This window comes from Salicola sp. AFF1 (assembly GCF_056783195.1).
This window is the reverse complement of the sequence record NZ_JBXAYL010000018.1, coordinates 19,513-35,669: the sequence shown is the minus strand read 5'-3', so window position 1 is coordinate 35,669 and position 16,157 is coordinate 19,513. Positions and strand designations below refer to the sequence as shown.

At 63.5% G+C, this 16,157-nt stretch carries 15 protein-coding genes; 8 read left to right on the top strand and 7 right to left on the bottom strand.

The genetic code is table 11. The features are described 5' to 3' along the window. Positions 1–8: 8 nt before the first annotated feature. Positions 9–743: a Crp/Fnr family transcriptional regulator gene (locus tag AC1RQI_RS12315; RefSeq protein WP_481905017.1), complete on the bottom strand. Its 735-nt coding sequence runs from the start codon at positions 741–743 to the stop codon at positions 9–11. Between the two features lie 35 nt (positions 744–778). Beyond that, positions 779–1,531: a Crp/Fnr family transcriptional regulator gene (locus tag AC1RQI_RS12310; RefSeq protein WP_416632675.1), complete on the bottom strand. Its 753-nt coding sequence runs from the start codon at positions 1,529–1,531 to the stop codon at positions 779–781. A gap of 396 nt (positions 1,532–1,927) precedes the next feature. On the opposite strand from AC1RQI_RS12310, the gene AC1RQI_RS12305 reads away from it, so the two are divergent. The 7 genes from AC1RQI_RS12305 to darG all read left to right on the top strand — a co-directional run bounded on the left by AC1RQI_RS12305 (position 1,928) and on the right by darG (position 10,764). Then, on the top strand, positions 1,928–2,380 hold the full coding sequence (locus tag AC1RQI_RS12305) for a c-type cytochrome (RefSeq protein ID WP_416632676.1): 453 nt from the start codon (positions 1,928–1,930) through the stop codon (positions 2,378–2,380). A 45-nt stretch (positions 2,381–2,425) separates the two neighbouring features. Next, positions 2,426–3,781 carry a cbb3-type cytochrome c oxidase subunit I gene (locus AC1RQI_RS12300; RefSeq protein ID WP_481905016.1) on the top strand — a complete coding sequence of 452 codons (1,356 nt, stop codon included), beginning with the start codon at positions 2,426–2,428 and terminating at the stop codon, positions 3,779–3,781. Then, on the top strand, positions 3,778–4,566 hold the full coding sequence (locus AC1RQI_RS12295; protein ID WP_481905015.1) for an AAA family ATPase: 789 nt from the start codon (positions 3,778–3,780) through the stop codon (positions 4,564–4,566). Before AC1RQI_RS12300 ends, AC1RQI_RS12295 begins: the two co-directional genes overlap by 4 nt. A 12-nt stretch (positions 4,567–4,578) precedes the next feature. After that, the gene (locus tag AC1RQI_RS12290; protein WP_481905014.1) at positions 4,579–6,516 is read left to right on the top strand and encodes a nitric oxide reductase activation protein NorD; all 1,938 of its coding nucleotides are present in this window, start codon (positions 4,579–4,581) and stop codon (positions 6,514–6,516) included. A gap of 2 nt (positions 6,517–6,518) precedes the next feature. Further along, on the top strand, positions 6,519–6,998 hold the full coding sequence (locus AC1RQI_RS12285) for a nitrous oxide reductase accessory protein NosL (protein ID WP_481905013.1): 480 nt from the start codon (positions 6,519–6,521) through the stop codon (positions 6,996–6,998). Positions 6,999–7,104: 106 nt separating this feature from the next. Continuing rightward, the gene (locus AC1RQI_RS12280) at positions 7,105–9,339 is read left to right on the top strand and encodes a TonB-dependent receptor family protein (RefSeq protein WP_481905012.1); all 2,235 of its coding nucleotides are present in this window, start codon (positions 7,105–7,107) and stop codon (positions 9,337–9,339) included. A gap of 378 nt (positions 9,340–9,717) precedes the next feature. Next, positions 9,718–10,764, top strand: coding sequence for a type II toxin-antitoxin system antitoxin DNA ADP-ribosyl glycohydrolase DarG (gene darG, locus AC1RQI_RS12275; RefSeq protein ID WP_481905011.1), 1,047 nt, complete (start codon positions 9,718–9,720; stop codon positions 10,762–10,764). A gap of 46 nt (positions 10,765–10,810) precedes the next feature. On the opposite strand, the gene AC1RQI_RS12270 is transcribed toward darG, so the two are convergent. From AC1RQI_RS12270 to AC1RQI_RS12250, 5 genes are all read right to left on the bottom strand, one after another. Then, the gene (locus AC1RQI_RS12270; RefSeq protein WP_481905010.1) at positions 10,811–11,089 is read right to left on the bottom strand and encodes a mercury resistance system transport protein MerF; all 279 of its coding nucleotides are present in this window, start codon (positions 11,087–11,089) and stop codon (positions 10,811–10,813) included. A gap of 81 nt (positions 11,090–11,170) precedes the next feature. Then, positions 11,171–12,349, bottom strand: coding sequence for an NnrS family protein (locus AC1RQI_RS12265; RefSeq protein ID WP_481905009.1), 1,179 nt, complete (start codon positions 12,347–12,349; stop codon positions 11,171–11,173). Further along, a complete protein-coding gene (locus AC1RQI_RS12260) occupies positions 12,346–13,341 on the bottom strand; it encodes an ABC transporter substrate-binding protein (RefSeq protein ID WP_481905008.1) in 996 nt (331 codons plus the stop codon). The genes AC1RQI_RS12265 and AC1RQI_RS12260 overlap by 4 nt, the downstream gene beginning before the upstream one ends. Continuing rightward, positions 13,338–14,087 (bottom strand): ABC transporter ATP-binding protein, encoded by a 750-nt coding sequence (locus AC1RQI_RS12255; protein ID WP_481905007.1) that lies wholly within the window; start codon positions 14,085–14,087, stop codon positions 13,338–13,340. The genes AC1RQI_RS12260 and AC1RQI_RS12255 overlap by 4 nt, the downstream gene beginning before the upstream one ends. After that, on the bottom strand, positions 14,084–14,884 hold the full coding sequence (locus AC1RQI_RS12250; protein WP_481905006.1) for an ABC transporter permease: 801 nt from the start codon (positions 14,882–14,884) through the stop codon (positions 14,084–14,086). Before AC1RQI_RS12250 ends, AC1RQI_RS12255 begins: the two co-directional genes overlap by 4 nt. A gap of 204 nt (positions 14,885–15,088) precedes the next feature. Between AC1RQI_RS12250 and cobT the strand changes: the two genes are divergently transcribed. Continuing rightward, positions 15,089–16,153, top strand: coding sequence for a nicotinate-nucleotide--dimethylbenzimidazole phosphoribosyltransferase (cobT, locus tag AC1RQI_RS12245; protein ID WP_481905005.1), 1,065 nt, complete (start codon positions 15,089–15,091; stop codon positions 16,151–16,153). Positions 16,154–16,157 lie beyond the last annotated feature (4 nt).

The following is a 16,157-nucleotide window of genomic DNA, read 5'->3' as shown; positions in this document are numbered from 1 at the left end:
GTGAGCGCTCACAGCGCTCCCAGTTTCAGGCCCCCATGCTGGTCACCCACCAACTGTTCAAGGAAGGCCAGGTCCCGAAGTCCGATGGGGCTGCGACCAGGCGCCAGAACCCCCTCGCGCCGGAAATCGTTGAGAACACGCGAAACGGTCTCCTCCCGCACACCCAGCATCAGCGCCACCTGTTTCTGGCGACAGGGAAGACGAATCTCACAGCTGCCCTGCTCCTCATGCAGCTGCAACAGGAAGGCAGCCACCCGCTGGTCGGCGGAACTGGCCGTAAAAAAATCCACCTGGTTGAAGGAACGCTGCAGGCGCTCGCTCGCCTGCTCCAGAAGGCGGGCTGCAAAGGGCCCGTTCGCCTCGGCCAATGCACGCAGCTGGGCCGCGGGTACCCCAACAACCCGACTGGGCAGGGTCGCCCGATAGCTCATGATGTAGCCACTGTCGTTGAGAAAAGCCGCCGTCAACGCCACCAGCCGGCCAGGGCCATGGGCGCAGAAGAACTTTTCGTCGCCATTTTCGGTGTAGCGCACGCCAGCCAGCTGACCCGTTTCAACCAGAGCACAGTACCGCGCCGGCCCATGTTCACTGAACACGAGTTCCCCCGAACGCGCCTCCAGCCGCACACTCGCCCCCACCAGCTCATCAAGCTCATGCCGGGACAGGCACCGGAACGGGCTGTGCGCCAGCAGCTGCTCACGCAGGTATCGCGCTTCGTCGTTCTGGATCCGTGTCTCGTGCATACACCTGAATCGCTCTCTTAATGGGCAGGCCCGGCCTACCCCATGAATTCCTGCAGCCCCGACCGGTCCAGAATAGTGACCTCGCGCTGAGACACCTGGACCAGCCCGCGCTCACGCAGCTCCCTAAGCACACGTGACAGTGTTTCCGGCTGCATGGCCAGTTGCGAGGCCAGCAGCCCCTTGGGCAAAGGCAGCTCCAGAACCAGCCCACTATTACGCCGTTCCCCATCCGGTATCAGGCTCAACAGGTACTGGACCAATCGCTCGCGGGCGTTCTGTGCTCCCAGGATGGTTCGATCCTCGACCGTCTGGGACATGGCCGCCGCCACGTACCGCATGACATTCATCATGTAATCCGAACGCCCAGCGACCATGTCTCTCAACAAGGCACCGCTGAACGACCGTACCCGGGTCGCTTCCAGGCATTGGGCGTACCAGGGATAGCAACCATCCGGTGAACAGGCCGGCACTTCGGCAAGTACCTCATCAGTCCCGGCACTGCCGAGCACGCGCTCGCTGCCCTGGTCCGTCACCCGGAACAGCTTCACCGAGCCGCTCAGAACGATGAAAAACCGCTCGGCTTCGTCGCCCTCGCGACACACCATGTCGCCCGGGCCCAGGTCATGGAGGCGGCTACGCTGGCAGAGGCTCGCCAGGTCCTGGTCGCTCAGGTCCTGAAAAAAGGGGTGCCGGTGAATGGAGCAGTGCTCCAGGCGTGGGCACAGCAGTGGCTCCGCCAGCCGGGCATGGGTCACGTCGGCCAGTTTGATCGCATCACAGGATGTCAAGGCAGCCTCCTCGGTTTGACCGTTATAGGTAATGGGGATCTTCTGCCTTGACATATTACAAAATCCTGCCCTCTCAGACTGCATCTCTTAGGTGGTACTCCCCGCAATCGGTTGGCGCTCTCACACTGCCACAAAGATTTATCTGTAATGAATCTTATGAAACAAAATCACGGATCGCAACCCTCTATTGATACGCATCAATTCATGATGTCGAGCTGGCTTATCACGTAGCCAGCGAAAACGATCAGGGTTGTGGGGTCATGGAGGGGAAGATACCGCCCCCAATTCACAGAATATTGATTTATCTAATTTACATCTTCAAGGTTGCATTGGATAATCAAATCAGTCACGGAATTGCCGTGCAGACCCCAAAGCCATGACCGGGAGGACACGCCCATGTCCGAGGGACTGACCCGAAACGCCGCGCGCAATATCTTCTATGGGGGCTCGACGATCTTTTTCCTGATCTTCGCGGGCCTGACCCTGCATACCCACTACTACATGAGCACCACCTCAACCAACAGCGAAGCGCTGGACGAGGGTGTGATTGCTGGCAAGGAGGTTTGGGAGGAACATTCCTGCATCAACTGCCACACCATCATGGGCGAGGGGGCCTATTTCGGGCCCGAACTGTCCAACGTCTGGCACCGCTATGGCGGACGCGAGAACCCGAAGGCCGCCCGGGCGGGCATCAAGGGCTGGATGAAAGCCCAGCCCACGGGCGCGCCGGGGCGCCGGCAAATGCCCCAGTTCAACCTAAATGAACAAGAGCTGGATCATCTGGTGGATTTCTTCAAATGGGTGGACGGTATCGAGACCCATGACTGGCCACCGCATAAATCCGGCTAACCGTGCCCACAACCCACTCCGTCCGTTCATCCAGGGAGAGAACCGATGAAGTATGAAACCCAGAAAGTGGCCCTGCCGTTCTTCGCGGTGGCCATGGCGCTGTTCGCGCTGCAGATCTGTTTCGGGCTGATGGCGGCCACCGTCTACGTCATGCCTGAATTCCTCTCGGAGGCCATGCCCTTCCACATCATGCGCATGAGCCATACCAACCTGCTGCTGGTCTGGCTGCTGATCGGCTTCTTTGGCGCCACCTACTACCTGTTGCCGGAGGAAGCCGAGACCGATCATCACTCACCAACCATGGCCTACCTCCAATTGGCCATTTTCGCCGGTGCCGGCGCTGCCGCGCTGATCGGATACCAGTTCGGCATCCATGGCGGTCGTCATTACCTGGAACAGCCGGTCTATGTGAAGGTCCTGCTCACCATCTCGTTCCTGATGTTCCTGTACAACAACACCCGGACCGTCATGAAAGGCCGGCGCACCTCGGTCTCGACCGTACTGCTCCTGGGTCTCTGGCTCGCCGCCATCTTCTGGCTGTTCTCGTTCTACACGCCGGACAACCTGGCCCAGGACAAGCTCTGGTGGTGGTGGATCGTACACGTCTGGGTTGAAGGCGTCTGGGAGCTGATCATGGCCTCCATCCTTGCCTACCTGCTGATCAAGATGACGGGTGTGGACCGCGAGATCATCGAGAAGTGGCTGTACGTGATCGTGGGCCTGGTGCTGTTCTCCGGCCTTCTGGGCACCGGCCACCACTACTACTGGCTGGGCACCCCGGGTTACTGGCAGCCCATTGGCAATATCTTCTCCTCCATGGAGGTCATTCCCTTCTTTGCCATGGTGGTCTTCGCCTTCTACATGTTCTGGAAGGGCTCCCGGGAGCACCCGAACAAGGCGGCCATGCTCTGGACGCTCGGCTGTGCGGTGATCTCCTTCTTCGGGGCCGGCGTCTGGGGTTTCATGCACACCCTGTCCTGGGTCAACTACTACACCCACGGCACCCAGATCACCGCGGCGCACGGGCACCTGGCGTTCTTCGGCGCCTACGCCATGCTCAACATGGCCATCATCACCTACGCCATGCCGCAGATCCGCCGGCTCCAGCCCTACAATCAGATCATGAACATGTGGTCGTTCTGGATCATGGTGGGAGGGATGTGCTTCATGACCTTCACGCTCACCTTCGCGGGTGTGATCCAGACCCACATGCAGCGGGTTCTGGGCAAGGACTTCATGACCGTCCAGGGCCAGCTTGATGTCTTCTTCATCATGCGGCTTGGCTCCGGGGCGGTTGTAGCGTTGGGCGTGGTGCTGTTCCTCCTGTCGATCTTTGGACCGGCTCGGGAACAGCTGCCCGCCCATGTGAAAGGCAACGGCGGTAACGGGAGCGGCCAATGACAGCGGCCGAAGCGCCCTATTACGAGCCGGTCGGCCACGAATGCGAGCTGTTCGAGTATGCATTCCACCGCAAACTCCCACTGCTGCTGAAGGGCCCGACCGGCTGTGGCAAGACGCGCTTCGTCAGCCACATGGCGGCGCGCCTGGGCCTGCCCCTGCAGACGGTGGCCTGTCATGACGACCTTACGGCTTCCGACCTGACCGGGCGCTACCTGCTGCAGGGTGGCGAAACGGTCTGGACGGACGGGCCGCTCACCCGGGCGGTCCGCCATGGCGGTCTCTGCTACCTGGATGAGGTGGTGGAGGCCCGCAAGGACGTGACCGTGGTCATGCACCCGCTGACCGACGACCGGCGGGTACTGCCGCTGGACCGCACAGGGGAGATCCTGGAGGCACCAGATGACTTCATGATGGTGGCCTCCTACAACCCCGGCTATCAGCATGTCTTGAAGTCGCTCAAACCCAGCACCCGCCAGCGCTTCGTGGCGCTGGAGCTGGACTTCCCGCCCCCGGAGCAGGAACTGGCCATCGTGATGCACGAAACCGGCCTGAGCCGGGAGCGGACCACCGCGCTGATCAACCTTGCGGGACGACTGCGCGAGCTCAAGGGGCAGGACCTGGAGGAGGCGGTCTCCACCCGCCTGCTGGTCTACTGTGCCCGCTTGATGGAAGCCGGACTGCCGGTACTGCAGGCCTGCCAGGCCTCGCTGGTGGAACCGCTGAGCGATGATCGCGATGTGCGTGAGGGACTGATGGAAACCATAAGGGCCACTTTCGGGGGCTGAGGAGACGCCTGTTTGGCATCCTTCTTTGAGGTTGAGGAACTTGCCGGAGAACTCTGGCACCGCTGGGCCTCGCGGGCCGTCAGTTACCCGCGCTACCCGCAAGCCGGCATTGCTCTGGCAACCCTTGAGGGCAGCCTGGGCGTGTTCTTCCGGGCCATGGGCGGGCCGGGCGCCATTCCAGTCAGCGCCGTTGAACCCCGGAGCTCGGGCCACCGGCTGACCTTCCGCCAGAAGCTCGGCTTTGACCGGGAAAGCCTCGACATGGCGTTCCGGGATGACGACCAGCTTCTGCTGCCTCCCAGGATGGACTACTTCCCAAGCCAGGCCCTCAACCGGGGTGCCTACCATTGGCTGACCGCCCTGCTGACCCTGCTGCCCGAACCGGAACCGACCCAATCCGCCCTGCGGGCGGACCTGGACTGGTTGCGGGCAGTGCACCAGGCCGAAAGTATCCTGGAACGGGACTTTCCGGGGCTGGCGGCCACTGGCGCCGCCTGCCGGCAGCACCTTCTCTCGGTCCGCCCCCGACAGCGGCTGCCGGCCTGGGAGGACGCCGTGGACCACGTCATCCGGGTGCTTCTGGGCGAGAAGCGCGATCCCGTGTCCCGGGAACGGGAACAGGCGCTGGCATGGGTGCTGGACGGCCATGATCAATCGCTCCCGGCCACGGCACCTGCCGGTTACCGCCCGCCACTGCCCGTCCCCTTCTGGGGTCAGCGCCGCCCTGGCCTCCACGCGGGCACCCCCAAGGAACCGGAGGACGGCGAGGATCCTCGCCAGGGTGCGACCCCCGAGGCCGAAGGCGGCAAACGCCAGGCCACGCGCCGCCGCCAGGACCAGAGCGAACGTGACGACCCACTGGCGCTGAACATCTTCGAGAAGATGCTGTCCTGGACGGAGATGGTCAACGTGAACCGCCCGGTTGAGGACGAAAATGAAGACGACGCCCGCAAGGCCGCGGAACAGATCGAGGAGATCACCCTGAGCCCGCACCGAGAGAAGACCGCCTCACGCCTGAAGGTGGAGCTGGACCTGAGCCCGGACGCACCGGACATTGGGGCTCTCAGCGGGCCGGTCACCTACCCGGAATGGCATTTCCGCAAGAACCGCTACCTGAATGACCAGTGCCGGGTCTACCCGGCCGTGCAATCCACGGAAGGCGAAGACTGGCGCCCCGACGAAGGCACCCGCAAGCGCATCCGCCGCGTCCAGCGCCAGTTCGAGGCCCTGCAGCCCCAGCGCCAATGGCTGCGGGAACAACCGGATGGTGATGAGTTCGACATGGACGCGCTCATCCGCAACCGCTGCGACATCCAGGCCACCGGCAACGGCTCGGAACGCATCCACCAGGCCCTGCTCACCCAGACCCGGGACCTGGCCGTAACCCTGCTGGTGGACACCTCGCTTTCCACCGAGTCATGGCTTGAGGACCGCCGGGTCCTCGATGTGGAAAAGGAAGCGCTGCTGGTGCTCTGCCACGGCCTGGCCGCCTGTGGCGATGATTTCAGCATCCATGGATTCACCTCCCGGCGCCGCCACCACGTGGAAGTCAACACGCTCAAAGGGTTCCAGGAACGGGTGGACGACACCGTGCGCCGCCGTATCCAGGCGCTCAAGCCCGGCCACTACACCCGCATGGGCGCCGCCATACGCCATGTCAGCCAGGAACTGGCCGAGCGCGGCAACCGCAACCGCCTGCTGCTGGTGCTGACCGACGGCAAACCCAATGATACGGACTACTACGAGGGACGCTACGCCCTGGAGGACACCCGCAAGGCGGTACTGGAAGCCCGCCAGCAGGACGTGCGCACCTTCGGCATCACCATCGACCAACAGGCGCGCCAGTACTTCCCCTGGGTCTTCGGGCGCGGGGCCTACCACATCGTGCAGCGCCCGGAACAGCTGAGCGCGGCGCTGCCCGGCGTCTACCAGCAGATCGCAGGAGTCTGACCATGCACCGACTGCCCCTTTCCCTGGCCCTGCTGCTCGCAAGCGCCACTCTCGCGGGTTGCGGCGAAGCACCGGTTCCCGAAGGCTGTGGCCCCGAGGCCAGTGCCATCGACAAGACCGCCATGGACGGCACGCCCATGAGCGAATGCGCCGGCCCCCAGGCCCAGGCCTGCCTGGCGGCCAGTGGCAGCAAGCACTACTTCTGCAGCACCGCCGACCTGCTTGCGTGGCAGAAGGGGCTGGATGAGGACCAGGGCGCGATCGTCACCTTCACGCGCGACCTCTCGGATGTGGACTGGAACCCTGACGATGCCGGCGACTGGGTCACCATGCATACGGCCTGGTACGTGGTCGACCACGAGCGGGATAACGGCCAGGGCGAGACACCCCCGGTGGGTTTCTCCGATCTGGGGGATGCGGAAATCTTCGCCAGCAAGTACGGCGGCCGGATACGCAGCCACCCTGAAACGCCCAACCACTGAGCCACCGAAATGGCTCCCGAACTGACCTTGGTCAATTAAAAACCAAACAACAATCGTTATCATATGCATGAACGATTCAATCATGCAGTGGAAAGGTATGATAACGATGAAAAACCATCTACTACGCTTGGGAGCGGCCCCCCTGACCGGGTTGGCTCTTGTGAGCGGCGCGGCCGCAACCACCCTTGAGGCGCCCCCTGTAATCATTGAGGGTAAGCGGATCCAGGGGGTACAGCCCACCCTGGAGGAAAGCCAGCAGTCATTGAGCCGCACCCCGGGTGGTGTGAACGTCATCGACGTGGCCAAAGGCGACCGGCAACAGAATACCCTGTCCGATGCCTTGGCGCTGCAGCCCGGGGTGATGATCCAGGAGTTCTTTGGCGGCAATGACCAGCCACGGCTCAACATCCGGGGCTCCGGCATCCAGAGCAACCCACAGGCCCGCGGTATCCGGCTGCTGCGTGATGGCCTCCCCATCAATCTTGCGGATGGCTCCTATGTGATCGGCGCGCTGGAGCCCCGGCTCGCCTCCCACATGGAGGTTTACCGGGGCGCCAATGCGGTTGAATACGGCGGAACCGCGCTTGGCGGGGCCATCAACCTGGTTTCTCCTACCGGACGCACCCACCCCGGAACGGCGCTCGAACTCAGCGGGGGCAGCTTTGGCCAACGCCTGATTGAGGTTTCCCATGGCGCCACCGAAGGCAATCGGGATTATCACATCACGGGCACGTTCTCGGAAGCGGACGGCTTCCGCAGACACAACGACTCCCGCCGTGGAGTGCTGGGCGGCAACCTGGGGTTCGCTCACGTGGACGGGGGCGAGACCCGGCTCTATTTCGAGCACGCGGGCCTGGAGTTCGATATACCCGGCCCCCTCAACCAGGCCCAACTGGCGGAAGACCCAGAACAGGTTAACCGGGGTGTTGTGCCCGCGCCGCCCCCGAAACGCCAAGCCGGCTCCGAGAGCGTCGGGCCCAACGTCCTCCGCGACCGGCCCTGGCGGGAATCACGTTTCACGAGGGCGGCTGTCCGCACCACGACGCCCACTGATGCAGGTCGGGCTGAGTTCGGCCTTGGCTACCAGCATGGCGATGACACCTTTGCCTCGCCCACCAACGTAAGGGAAAGCGACAGCGACGATCTCAGCGCCCAGGCCGCGATCGAGATCACGGATACGGGCACCGGCGGCACCCTCAATCTCGGTGTTGATGCGGCCCTGGGTGAGATGACGCGTGAATTCAGCGCCAACGAAGAAGGCAGCGTTGGAAGACCCTTCGCCAAGAACGACCTGACGGCCGTCACCACCATGCTGTTCGGCGATTACCGCCACCCGCTGGCCAAACACTGGACACTGGTCACGGCGGCCCAGTTGATCCACGCGGTGCGAGACGTGGATGAAGCCTTCGCAACCCCCGGCCAGCGGCCCCGCTATAACGCCGGTGCCGGCCAGTACGAGCAGATGCAAACGGACAGCGCGGTCGAGCGGCGCGAGACCTATAACGGCATTAATGCCAGACTGGGCATCCTCTTTGAACCAGGTGACCATACGGCCTGGTTTGCCAACCTGAGCCAGAGCTATGAGCCCCCAACCTTCCTCGAGATCCTGTCCCCGGCCGGCACGGATCCCACCAACAGCGCCACGCCGAACATCGGGCCCGGTGTTATCGGGGCGGCGCCGCTCGACGCCCAGAGCGCGATCACCTTCGAGGCGGGTACACGCGGCCAATGGCAGGACCTGAGCTGGGACATTGCCGCCTATTACAGCCGTCTCGAGGATGAGCTGCTCACGGATGAAGCCTTCACCGGCGGATTCGGTACCACCTCGAACTACTCGGACAACACCACACGCGAAGGGCTTGAGCTGGGGCTTACCTGGCGGATGGCGGACAGTCTTGTGCAGAAAGGCGACCAGTTGCGGTTCCAGAATGCGTATGACTACAGCAACTTCCGCTTTGACGGCGGCAAGTTCGATGGCAACCGGATCGCCGGTATCCCGGAGCACCGGCTCCAGGCGGAACTCGCCTATGAACAGGCCAACGGGTTCAGCATCGCCCCCAAGGTGCTCTGGCTGCCGAGCGATACCCCTACGGACCATGCCAACACGATCGAACAGGAAAGCTACACTCTGCTCGGGCTCAGGATGGGCTATGATCCCGGCGGCGCCTGGTCCGTCTACCTTCAGGGCGAGAACCTGACGGACCAGGCCTACGCGGCCAGCTACCTGATCCGGGACAGGGTTCCCAACCCGGGGCCGCCCAATGCCACCCCGGAACAGGTCACCTCCTTCCTGCCGGGCACCGGCCGTGCCATCAATGCGGGCATCCGCCTGGAATTCTGACCCCAAGGGCCCCGTTTGACGGGGCCTCTCGCCCAATCCCTTTTGCTCTTCTTATCCATCTTGGGTTTTCCTCCCGTTCTGCCTGTCTTCTAGGCTCATACGCCAAGATGCAGTACGGTATAATAGGGTTTTTATCCAGGTCACAAAGTCCTCTGGAGACCCACGATTCCAGAATGCCGCAAGGGATTAGGCGCTCATTGGTACAACCCATCCAAAATCATCAGCAAAAATTGACCAGACCATCATGCACGCTGAGCGTGAGATCGAATTGATGCTCAAATACCGCAGATACTTGCTTCCACATAGGGTCATCGGCCAGGTGTATGTGGGCGACATCGCGGTTATGGGGGTCACCGAGGCGGAACCTGGGACGCTGGGATGATCGAATACAAAAGCGGAGACATTCTGCGTGAGGATGCCGAAGCCCTCGTCAATACCGTCAACTGTGTCGGCGTGATGGGGCGAGGCATTGCGCTCCAGTTCAAGAAGGCCTTCCCCGGAAACTTTACGGCTTATGCCAAGGCATGCAAGAACGACGAGCTCCAGCCCGGTCGAATGTTCGTGTTCGAGACCGGCCAATTAACAGCCCCGCATTACATCATCAACTTCCCCACCAAGCGGCATTGGCGCGGCAAAAGCCGAGTCGCGGATATCGAGGCCGGTCTGGCCGACCTGGTGGACACCATCCGTCAATACGGTATCGGTTCCATCGCCATCCCGCCACTAGGCAGTGGTCTCGGTGGCCTGGAATGGTCAGAGGTAAAGAATCGGATCGAGGCGGCGCTACAGCCCGTTAACGATGTTCGGGTTCTGGTTTATGAGCCGAAAGGCGCGCCAGCTACGGAGGAGATGGTGCACTATCGTGAAGCACCGAAGATGACCGCCGGGCGTGCGGCGTTGGTGGAACTGATGGAGCGTTACCTGCGCGGCCTGCTCGATCCCTTCGTGAGTCTCCTGGAAGTACACAAGCTCATGTATTTCATGCAGGAGGCCGGAGAGCCTCTGCGGCTGAAGTACCGCCAAGCACCTTATGGCCCCTATGCCGAGAACCTCCGTCATGTGCTCAATGCCATCGAGGGGCATATGGTGTCCGGCTATGCCGACGGGGGCGACGCACCGGATAAACCGCTGGAGCTGGTGCCGGGCGCGACACGAGAGGCCGCCGCGTTTCTTGAACAGCACAGCGACACATTAGCCCGTTTCGACCGGGTTTCGGCCCTGGTAGAGGGGTTCGAATCACCGTTCGGCCTGGAACTGTTGTCCACGGTCCATTGGATCATGAAGCATGAAACGCCTCGCTCCGTGGAGGAAGTGGTGGAACATGCCCATGCCTGGAGCGAGCGTAAACGGCAATTCACGCCGCGTCAGATTGGTCTGGCTGTGGACGTTCTGTCGGGCAAGGGATGGGCCAGACTGGCCGGTTGAGGCAATGCTTCATTAACCCTTGAAGCTTCGGCTTCCCAGGCCATTATCAGGACTGCCCGCAGTTCCTTTGAGCTCCCGGTCCGTGACCCGTGCAGCGTCGGTGGCGATAGGCAGCGTACGCCGTCAAACCAGCCAATCCGACAACCGCCACCACCAAGGCATGCTCAAGTGATCCCAGCCACGCCATGGCGCCAACCACCCCGAATAGAGTGACCAGATGGGTGGCCAGGCAAGCAGCCAGCGCCAGGGTCGTGGAGACAAGACCGGTGCGGAACAGACGGTCCTTGAGCAACGGTGCCTGAGGGGAGGAATGCGCCTTTTTCATCATCGTGCTCCTCAATGTTTTGGGGGTTCATCAGCCCCGGCTCACGCCACCTCGAGCCGGGAGTCATCGAGACAATCACTCCTAACCGGGTCGACCATCCAACCTCGGACGAACAAGCATCGGCGCATAGCAAGCCAGATACAGCACAAACGCCGCGGCCCACAGCAGGAAGGCGGCAGCGACGCCAAGAGGCAGGAAGAAGCCGGGCCAGAGCAACGGCACCAGCACCCGGAGCAACGCGGCCGCGGATAGCGCCGCCATACTGATCCAGATGGGCCTGGGCACATCCAGAAGCCGCCCCGTGTGCCTCAGCCCGGCGATGCAGAACACCGACATGAGCGCGGTACCCACCGCGCCGATGGCGAACGCATGCCGCCCCAGATCCGCCGGCATGCCCTCCAGAAGCAGGCCAAGGCCTTTAAAAATCAATCCGAGCACGATCCACAGATAGGCCAATACAACCAGCAGAAGGAAGGGCTGTCCCATCGGGCGCCCCCAGGGCCATTCGGATAAGCGGTCAAGCTGGGAAGCTGCCGCGGCCAGCGCCACCCAACCGGTTACCGGATGGGAGGGCAAGAAAAACGCGACCCCGGTGTAGAGGCACAGCATGCCGATGGCAACACGGATCCGGGCCGGAGTGAGCCGGACCATGGCGCTGTAGCCACTGCGCTCCAGCGCCGAGGGAATCACCACGGCGGTGATGCGGGTCAGCGTGACGGCGACCATGAGGATGTAGAGGTGCAGGGCCAGATCCAGAAGTGCCGCCGGTTCAAACACAGCGCTGCTGCCGGCTGTCCGTGCCACGTGGAAAGCCATCTGGCTGGCACAGACCAGCAGCAGGAGTCCGGCAAGGCTCCAGTGGCGGCGGCCTGGCCGCGCCCTAAAATAGGGGGTGACCTCAAGGCAGAGAGCCAGCAGGAACAGGCAGGCGCCCACGCCGATCAGCCAGTCCGGCAATGACGCATCAAGCCAGAGCGCCAGCCTCGACACCAGCCAGAGACCAACCAGCATCAACAATCGCCGGCCCGCAACCGGCTCACGATCCGTCCAGCTCGGCAGTGCCGTCAGCAGAAAACCGGCCAGCCCCGCCCCCACCACGCCGAACAGCATCTCGTGACCATGCCAGAGCGCGGGATTCAGCCCCCCGTCACTGCTGCCGAATCGCCACAGCAACAGCAGCCAGGGAAGCAGGCTGACCGGCGCATAGACGGCGGCCAGCAGAAAGAAGGGCCGGAAGGCATAGGCAAGCACGGTTCTCATCCGTTACCACCCTTCCAGTAGAAGCCGGCATCCGGCAGGCCGCCACCGATGAAGTCACTGGACAGCGTTGCCAGCTCCCCAAAGAAATACTCGAGCTCTTCCCGAGCCTGAGTGGCCGTGGTCAGCTCAATGGGGGTCCGCTCCAGCGCGTCAGCCAGCACGGGCTGCGGCACATCATCACGTTGTGCACCGTCACGGGCGGCGGCATCACGGTTCTCGTTCACCCAGTCCACTGCCCCGGCCATCCTCTGCTGGACGGTTTCAATGAGTGCCGGCGCCTCTTCGACCAGTTCCCGTCGCGCCACCAGCCCGGCCTGGGGCAACGTCACGTCAGTGCCCGTCGCCTCATGCCAGGCGTTCTGCAGGTCCAGATCCTGCGCATTGAAGCCCATGTTCGCAGCCTGCCTGAGGGCCGCGCTGCGCAGCGGATCCGGCAGCACCACCGCATCCAGGCGCTTGGCAAGCAGCATCTGTACCGCCTCGAACGGGCTGCCGAGATAGGTCAGCCGGAAATCCTCGCGGCTCATGCCCTCGCGCTGGGCCACATAACGGAAGACCAGATCCGGCATGTCGCCCCGCCAGGGCACACCAATGCGCTGTCCGGCCAGCTCTTCCAGATGAGTGGCTGGCCCATCGCGCACCACCACGCCCAGCGTGCCCCGGATGAACACATTGAGCAGCACTACCGGCACGCCACGGTTGTAGAGGTTGGCCGCAACATTCGTGGGCGAGGCGGAGAGCTGGACGCTGCCACGCACAATCCAGGTCCTGAACTGGTCCGGGTCGCGCCAGCTCCGGAGTCGGGGATGGCGCCCGTGGGATTGCCAGTCGCCAGCGTCCAGCATCCGGGCCAGCACCACCCCCGGAAGCCCCGGCGGTGTGCCCACGGCCAGTTCCCGGGCGCCAGCCGCATAGGGGATCGGGCCCGGCATAAGGGCCATGCCGGCGGCGGCCAGCGCCCACCCGAGGCAGTCACGGCGTGTGCGGTTCATGATGGACTCGCCCTCTCTGTCAGGCCCTGGAAGGTGGTGGCGACGGCGCGATGCTCCAGAAGCGTGGCAGCCTCCCGGTACTGGAAGCTCGCATCCCGCTGACTGAACGACTGATCAAGACGTGTCTCGTGGACGATCCGTGAAGGCGGTGCCCCCATGACCACTATCCGATCCGCGAGCCGGGCCGCTTCCGTCAGGTCATGGGTCACCAGCACCGCCGTTAAACCATGCCGGCGCACGGAAGCGTGGAGCAGTGACTGTGCGTCCTGCCGCACGCCCACATCCAGCGCATTGAAGGGTTCATCCAGCAGGATGAGCGGCGCATCCAGCACCAGCGCGCGCGCCAGGGCAACGCGCTGTTTCAGCCCACCAGAGAGTTCATGGGGGTAGCCGTTCAGGTGGGCCTGGAGCCCCAACTCCGCCGCCATGGCGCGGACCCGCTCGCGCCGCTGCCGCGACGGAACCGCTCTGGCCCTGAGACCGAGCGCGATATTGTCGGTCACGCGCTGCCAGGGCAGCAGCCGTGGCTCCTGGAAGACCATGGCGCAGTCACCGGCACGCGTCACACGCCCCCCGGCAGGCGCTATCAGCCCCGCCGCGAGACGCAGCAGTGTTGTCTTGCCACACCCGGACGGCCCCACAATGCAGAGGATTTCGCCCTTTTCCACCCGGAACGACAAGCCCTCCAGCACCGTTGCCTGACCAGCGCGGCAGGCGACGTTTTCAAAATCCAGAATCGTGCTCAAACCATCTCCGTGCTGCGTACGCCAGAGCCCCTGCGCCAGGGTTCAAGCCAGCGTTGCAATGGCCTTAGCGCCCCGTGTTCCACAAACAGCAGCAACACCACCACCAACAGCATCCACGCCTGGGCCGCGGCGGTGTCCAGAGCCACCCTTGCCTGGGCCAGGCCCGCCCCAATGCCGGTCTCCATGGCAAACAACTCCGCCATTACGGTCACCTTCCAGGCCACGCCCATGGCGGTAATGAGCGCCGGAAACAGATAGGAGAGCAGGTGCGGGAGATAAAGCGCCCGCAGCCGGGCCACCGGCCCCAGCCCATAGACCTGTGCCAGTTCTTCCAGGTCGGGATCCCGGGTCCGCATACCGAGCTGGGCCCCGGCAAAGGTGATGGGAATGCTGGTGATCACCACGGTGAATACCGGCGTCATCAGGGTACTGCCAAACCAAAGCATGGCCAGCACAATCCAGGCGATCGGGGGAATGCCGAGCAGCACCGTGGAAACCGGCTCCAGCAGTCGCCCCAGCCCACGGGACATCCCCGCCAACGTTCCGGCCAGGGTCCCGACCAGGGCCGCCGCAGCAAAGCCCAGAAGGGCGCGACCAGCGGTCACAAGCGCATAGTGGAGCGCGTCTCCATGGCCCATCCGGTCCAGTAGTTCAGACCCGGCCTGGAGCGGTCCGGGCATCATGAAGTCGCCGTAGCGGGCATTGGCCCATTGCCACAACGCCAGGAACAACAGCAGGCCGGCCAGGGCGCCCACCCGGCTCAACAGGCCCTGCCAGAGACGGGCGCACCGGGGCATCCAGTGACTCCATGAATTGTTCCGTGAATCATTCGTATTCATTGTTGCAATCTAGCACAAGGCCTTGGCGGTTGTTGTTGATGGGTATCAATAACGGAGGCGGGTGAGGCGCCGGGGCATTATTTGACCGATTCGCTGGCCGCCCTCTCTGGTCAGTGAGACAGTGCCACTTTCGTAGACCCCTTAGCCAACGGACGCCCCTGAATGCCTTTACCGGATACCGAGCCATTCTGGCACCACCCTATTGCCCCGCCCGCCTCTCATTGGCACAGCAACGCGCTCGCGCGTCAGGACCACCTGACCAAGCCGCCTGGCTCCCTCGGCCAGCTGGAGTCCATAGCCTGCCGCCTCAGCGCCCAGCAGAACCAGCCGTTTCCGTCCGTGGCTCGCCCCTGGATCTCGGTATTCGCCGCCGACCATGGCATTGCCAACGATGGGATCTCGTTGATGGCGCGGGAGGTCACCGCCCAGATGATCAACAACTTCCTGGATGGTGGCGCGGGGATCAGTGTTCTGGCGGCTGAGTTCGGCGCGCACCTGGAGGTGATCGATACCGGCGTGGCAACGCCCTTCCCGGACCACCCCGCCTTGATCCGTTCCCCCATTGCCGCCGGCACCGGCAACATACGCCACGAACCGGCCATGACCGGCCCCCAGCTTGAGCAAGCCCTCGCCATTGGTGATGAGGCGGCCGAACGCGCCCACCAGAACGGTGCTGACCTTTACATTGCGGGCGAGATGGGCATTGGCAACACCTCGGCGACCTCGGCCGTCGCCGCCGCCCTGCTGGGCCAACCGGCAAAAACCATGACGGGACGCGGCAGCGGCCTGGACGCCGAGGGGGTTGCACGCAAAGCCCGGTTCCTTGACCAAGCGCTGACGCGCCACGGCGACGACCGCTCGCCCTCGGTCGTGCTGGCCTCCCTCGGAGGGTTTGAGATTGCGGCCATGGCGGGCTCGTTCATTGGCGCGGCCCGGCGCGGTCTTCCTGTTCTGGTGGACGGATTCATCGCTTCCACGGCGGTACTGGCCGCGGTCCGGATGAATCCCTCCCTCTCCCCCTGGCTCCATTTTGGTCACTGTTCAGGGGAGTCCGGCCACCGCCTGCTGCTGGAGGCGCTGGAGGCCACGCCCATCCTGAATATTGGCATGCGCCTGGGCGAGGGAACGGGCGCCGCCATGGCGGTCCCTGTGCTGAAAGCAGCCTGTGCCCTTCATCACCAGATGGCCACTTTTGACGAAGCAGGGGTGGCCAAAAACGGAAGCTGACGTT

What these genes read in the sequence shown, in the direction of transcription:
- AC1RQI_RS12295 (WP_481905015.1), top strand. Translation starts at nt 3,778, where the DNA reads ATGACAGCGGCCGAAGCGCCCTATTACGAGCCGGTCGGCCACGAATGC.
- AC1RQI_RS12285 (WP_481905013.1), top strand. Translation starts at nt 6,519, where the DNA reads ATGCACCGACTGCCCCTTTCCCTGGCCCTGCTGCTCGCAAGCGCCACT.
- darG (WP_481905011.1), top strand. Translation starts at nt 9,718, where the DNA reads ATGATCGAATACAAAAGCGGAGACATTCTGCGTGAGGATGCCGAAGCC.
- AC1RQI_RS12250 (WP_481905006.1), bottom strand. Translation starts at nt 14,884, where the DNA reads ATGCCCCGGTGCGCCCGTCTCTGGCAGGGCCTGTTGAGCCGGGTGGGC.
- cobT (WP_481905005.1), top strand. Translation starts at nt 15,089, where the DNA reads ATGCCTTTACCGGATACCGAGCCATTCTGGCACCACCCTATTGCCCCG.
- AC1RQI_RS12265 (WP_481905009.1), bottom strand. Translation starts at nt 12,349, where the DNA reads ATGAGAACCGTGCTTGCCTATGCCTTCCGGCCCTTCTTTCTGCTGGCC.
- AC1RQI_RS12260 (WP_481905008.1), bottom strand. Translation starts at nt 13,341, where the DNA reads ATGAACCGCACACGCCGTGACTGCCTCGGGTGGGCGCTGGCCGCCGCC.
- AC1RQI_RS12280 (WP_481905012.1), top strand. Translation starts at nt 7,105, where the DNA reads ATGAAAAACCATCTACTACGCTTGGGAGCGGCCCCCCTGACCGGGTTG.
- AC1RQI_RS12270 (WP_481905010.1), bottom strand. Translation starts at nt 11,089, where the DNA reads ATGAAAAAGGCGCATTCCTCCCCTCAGGCACCGTTGCTCAAGGACCGT.
- AC1RQI_RS12315 (WP_481905017.1), bottom strand. Translation starts at nt 743, where the DNA reads ATGCACGAGACACGGATCCAGAACGACGAAGCGCGATACCTGCGTGAG.
- AC1RQI_RS12300 (WP_481905016.1), top strand. Translation starts at nt 2,426, where the DNA reads ATGAAGTATGAAACCCAGAAAGTGGCCCTGCCGTTCTTCGCGGTGGCC.
- AC1RQI_RS12305 (WP_416632676.1), top strand. Translation starts at nt 1,928, where the DNA reads ATGTCCGAGGGACTGACCCGAAACGCCGCGCGCAATATCTTCTATGGG.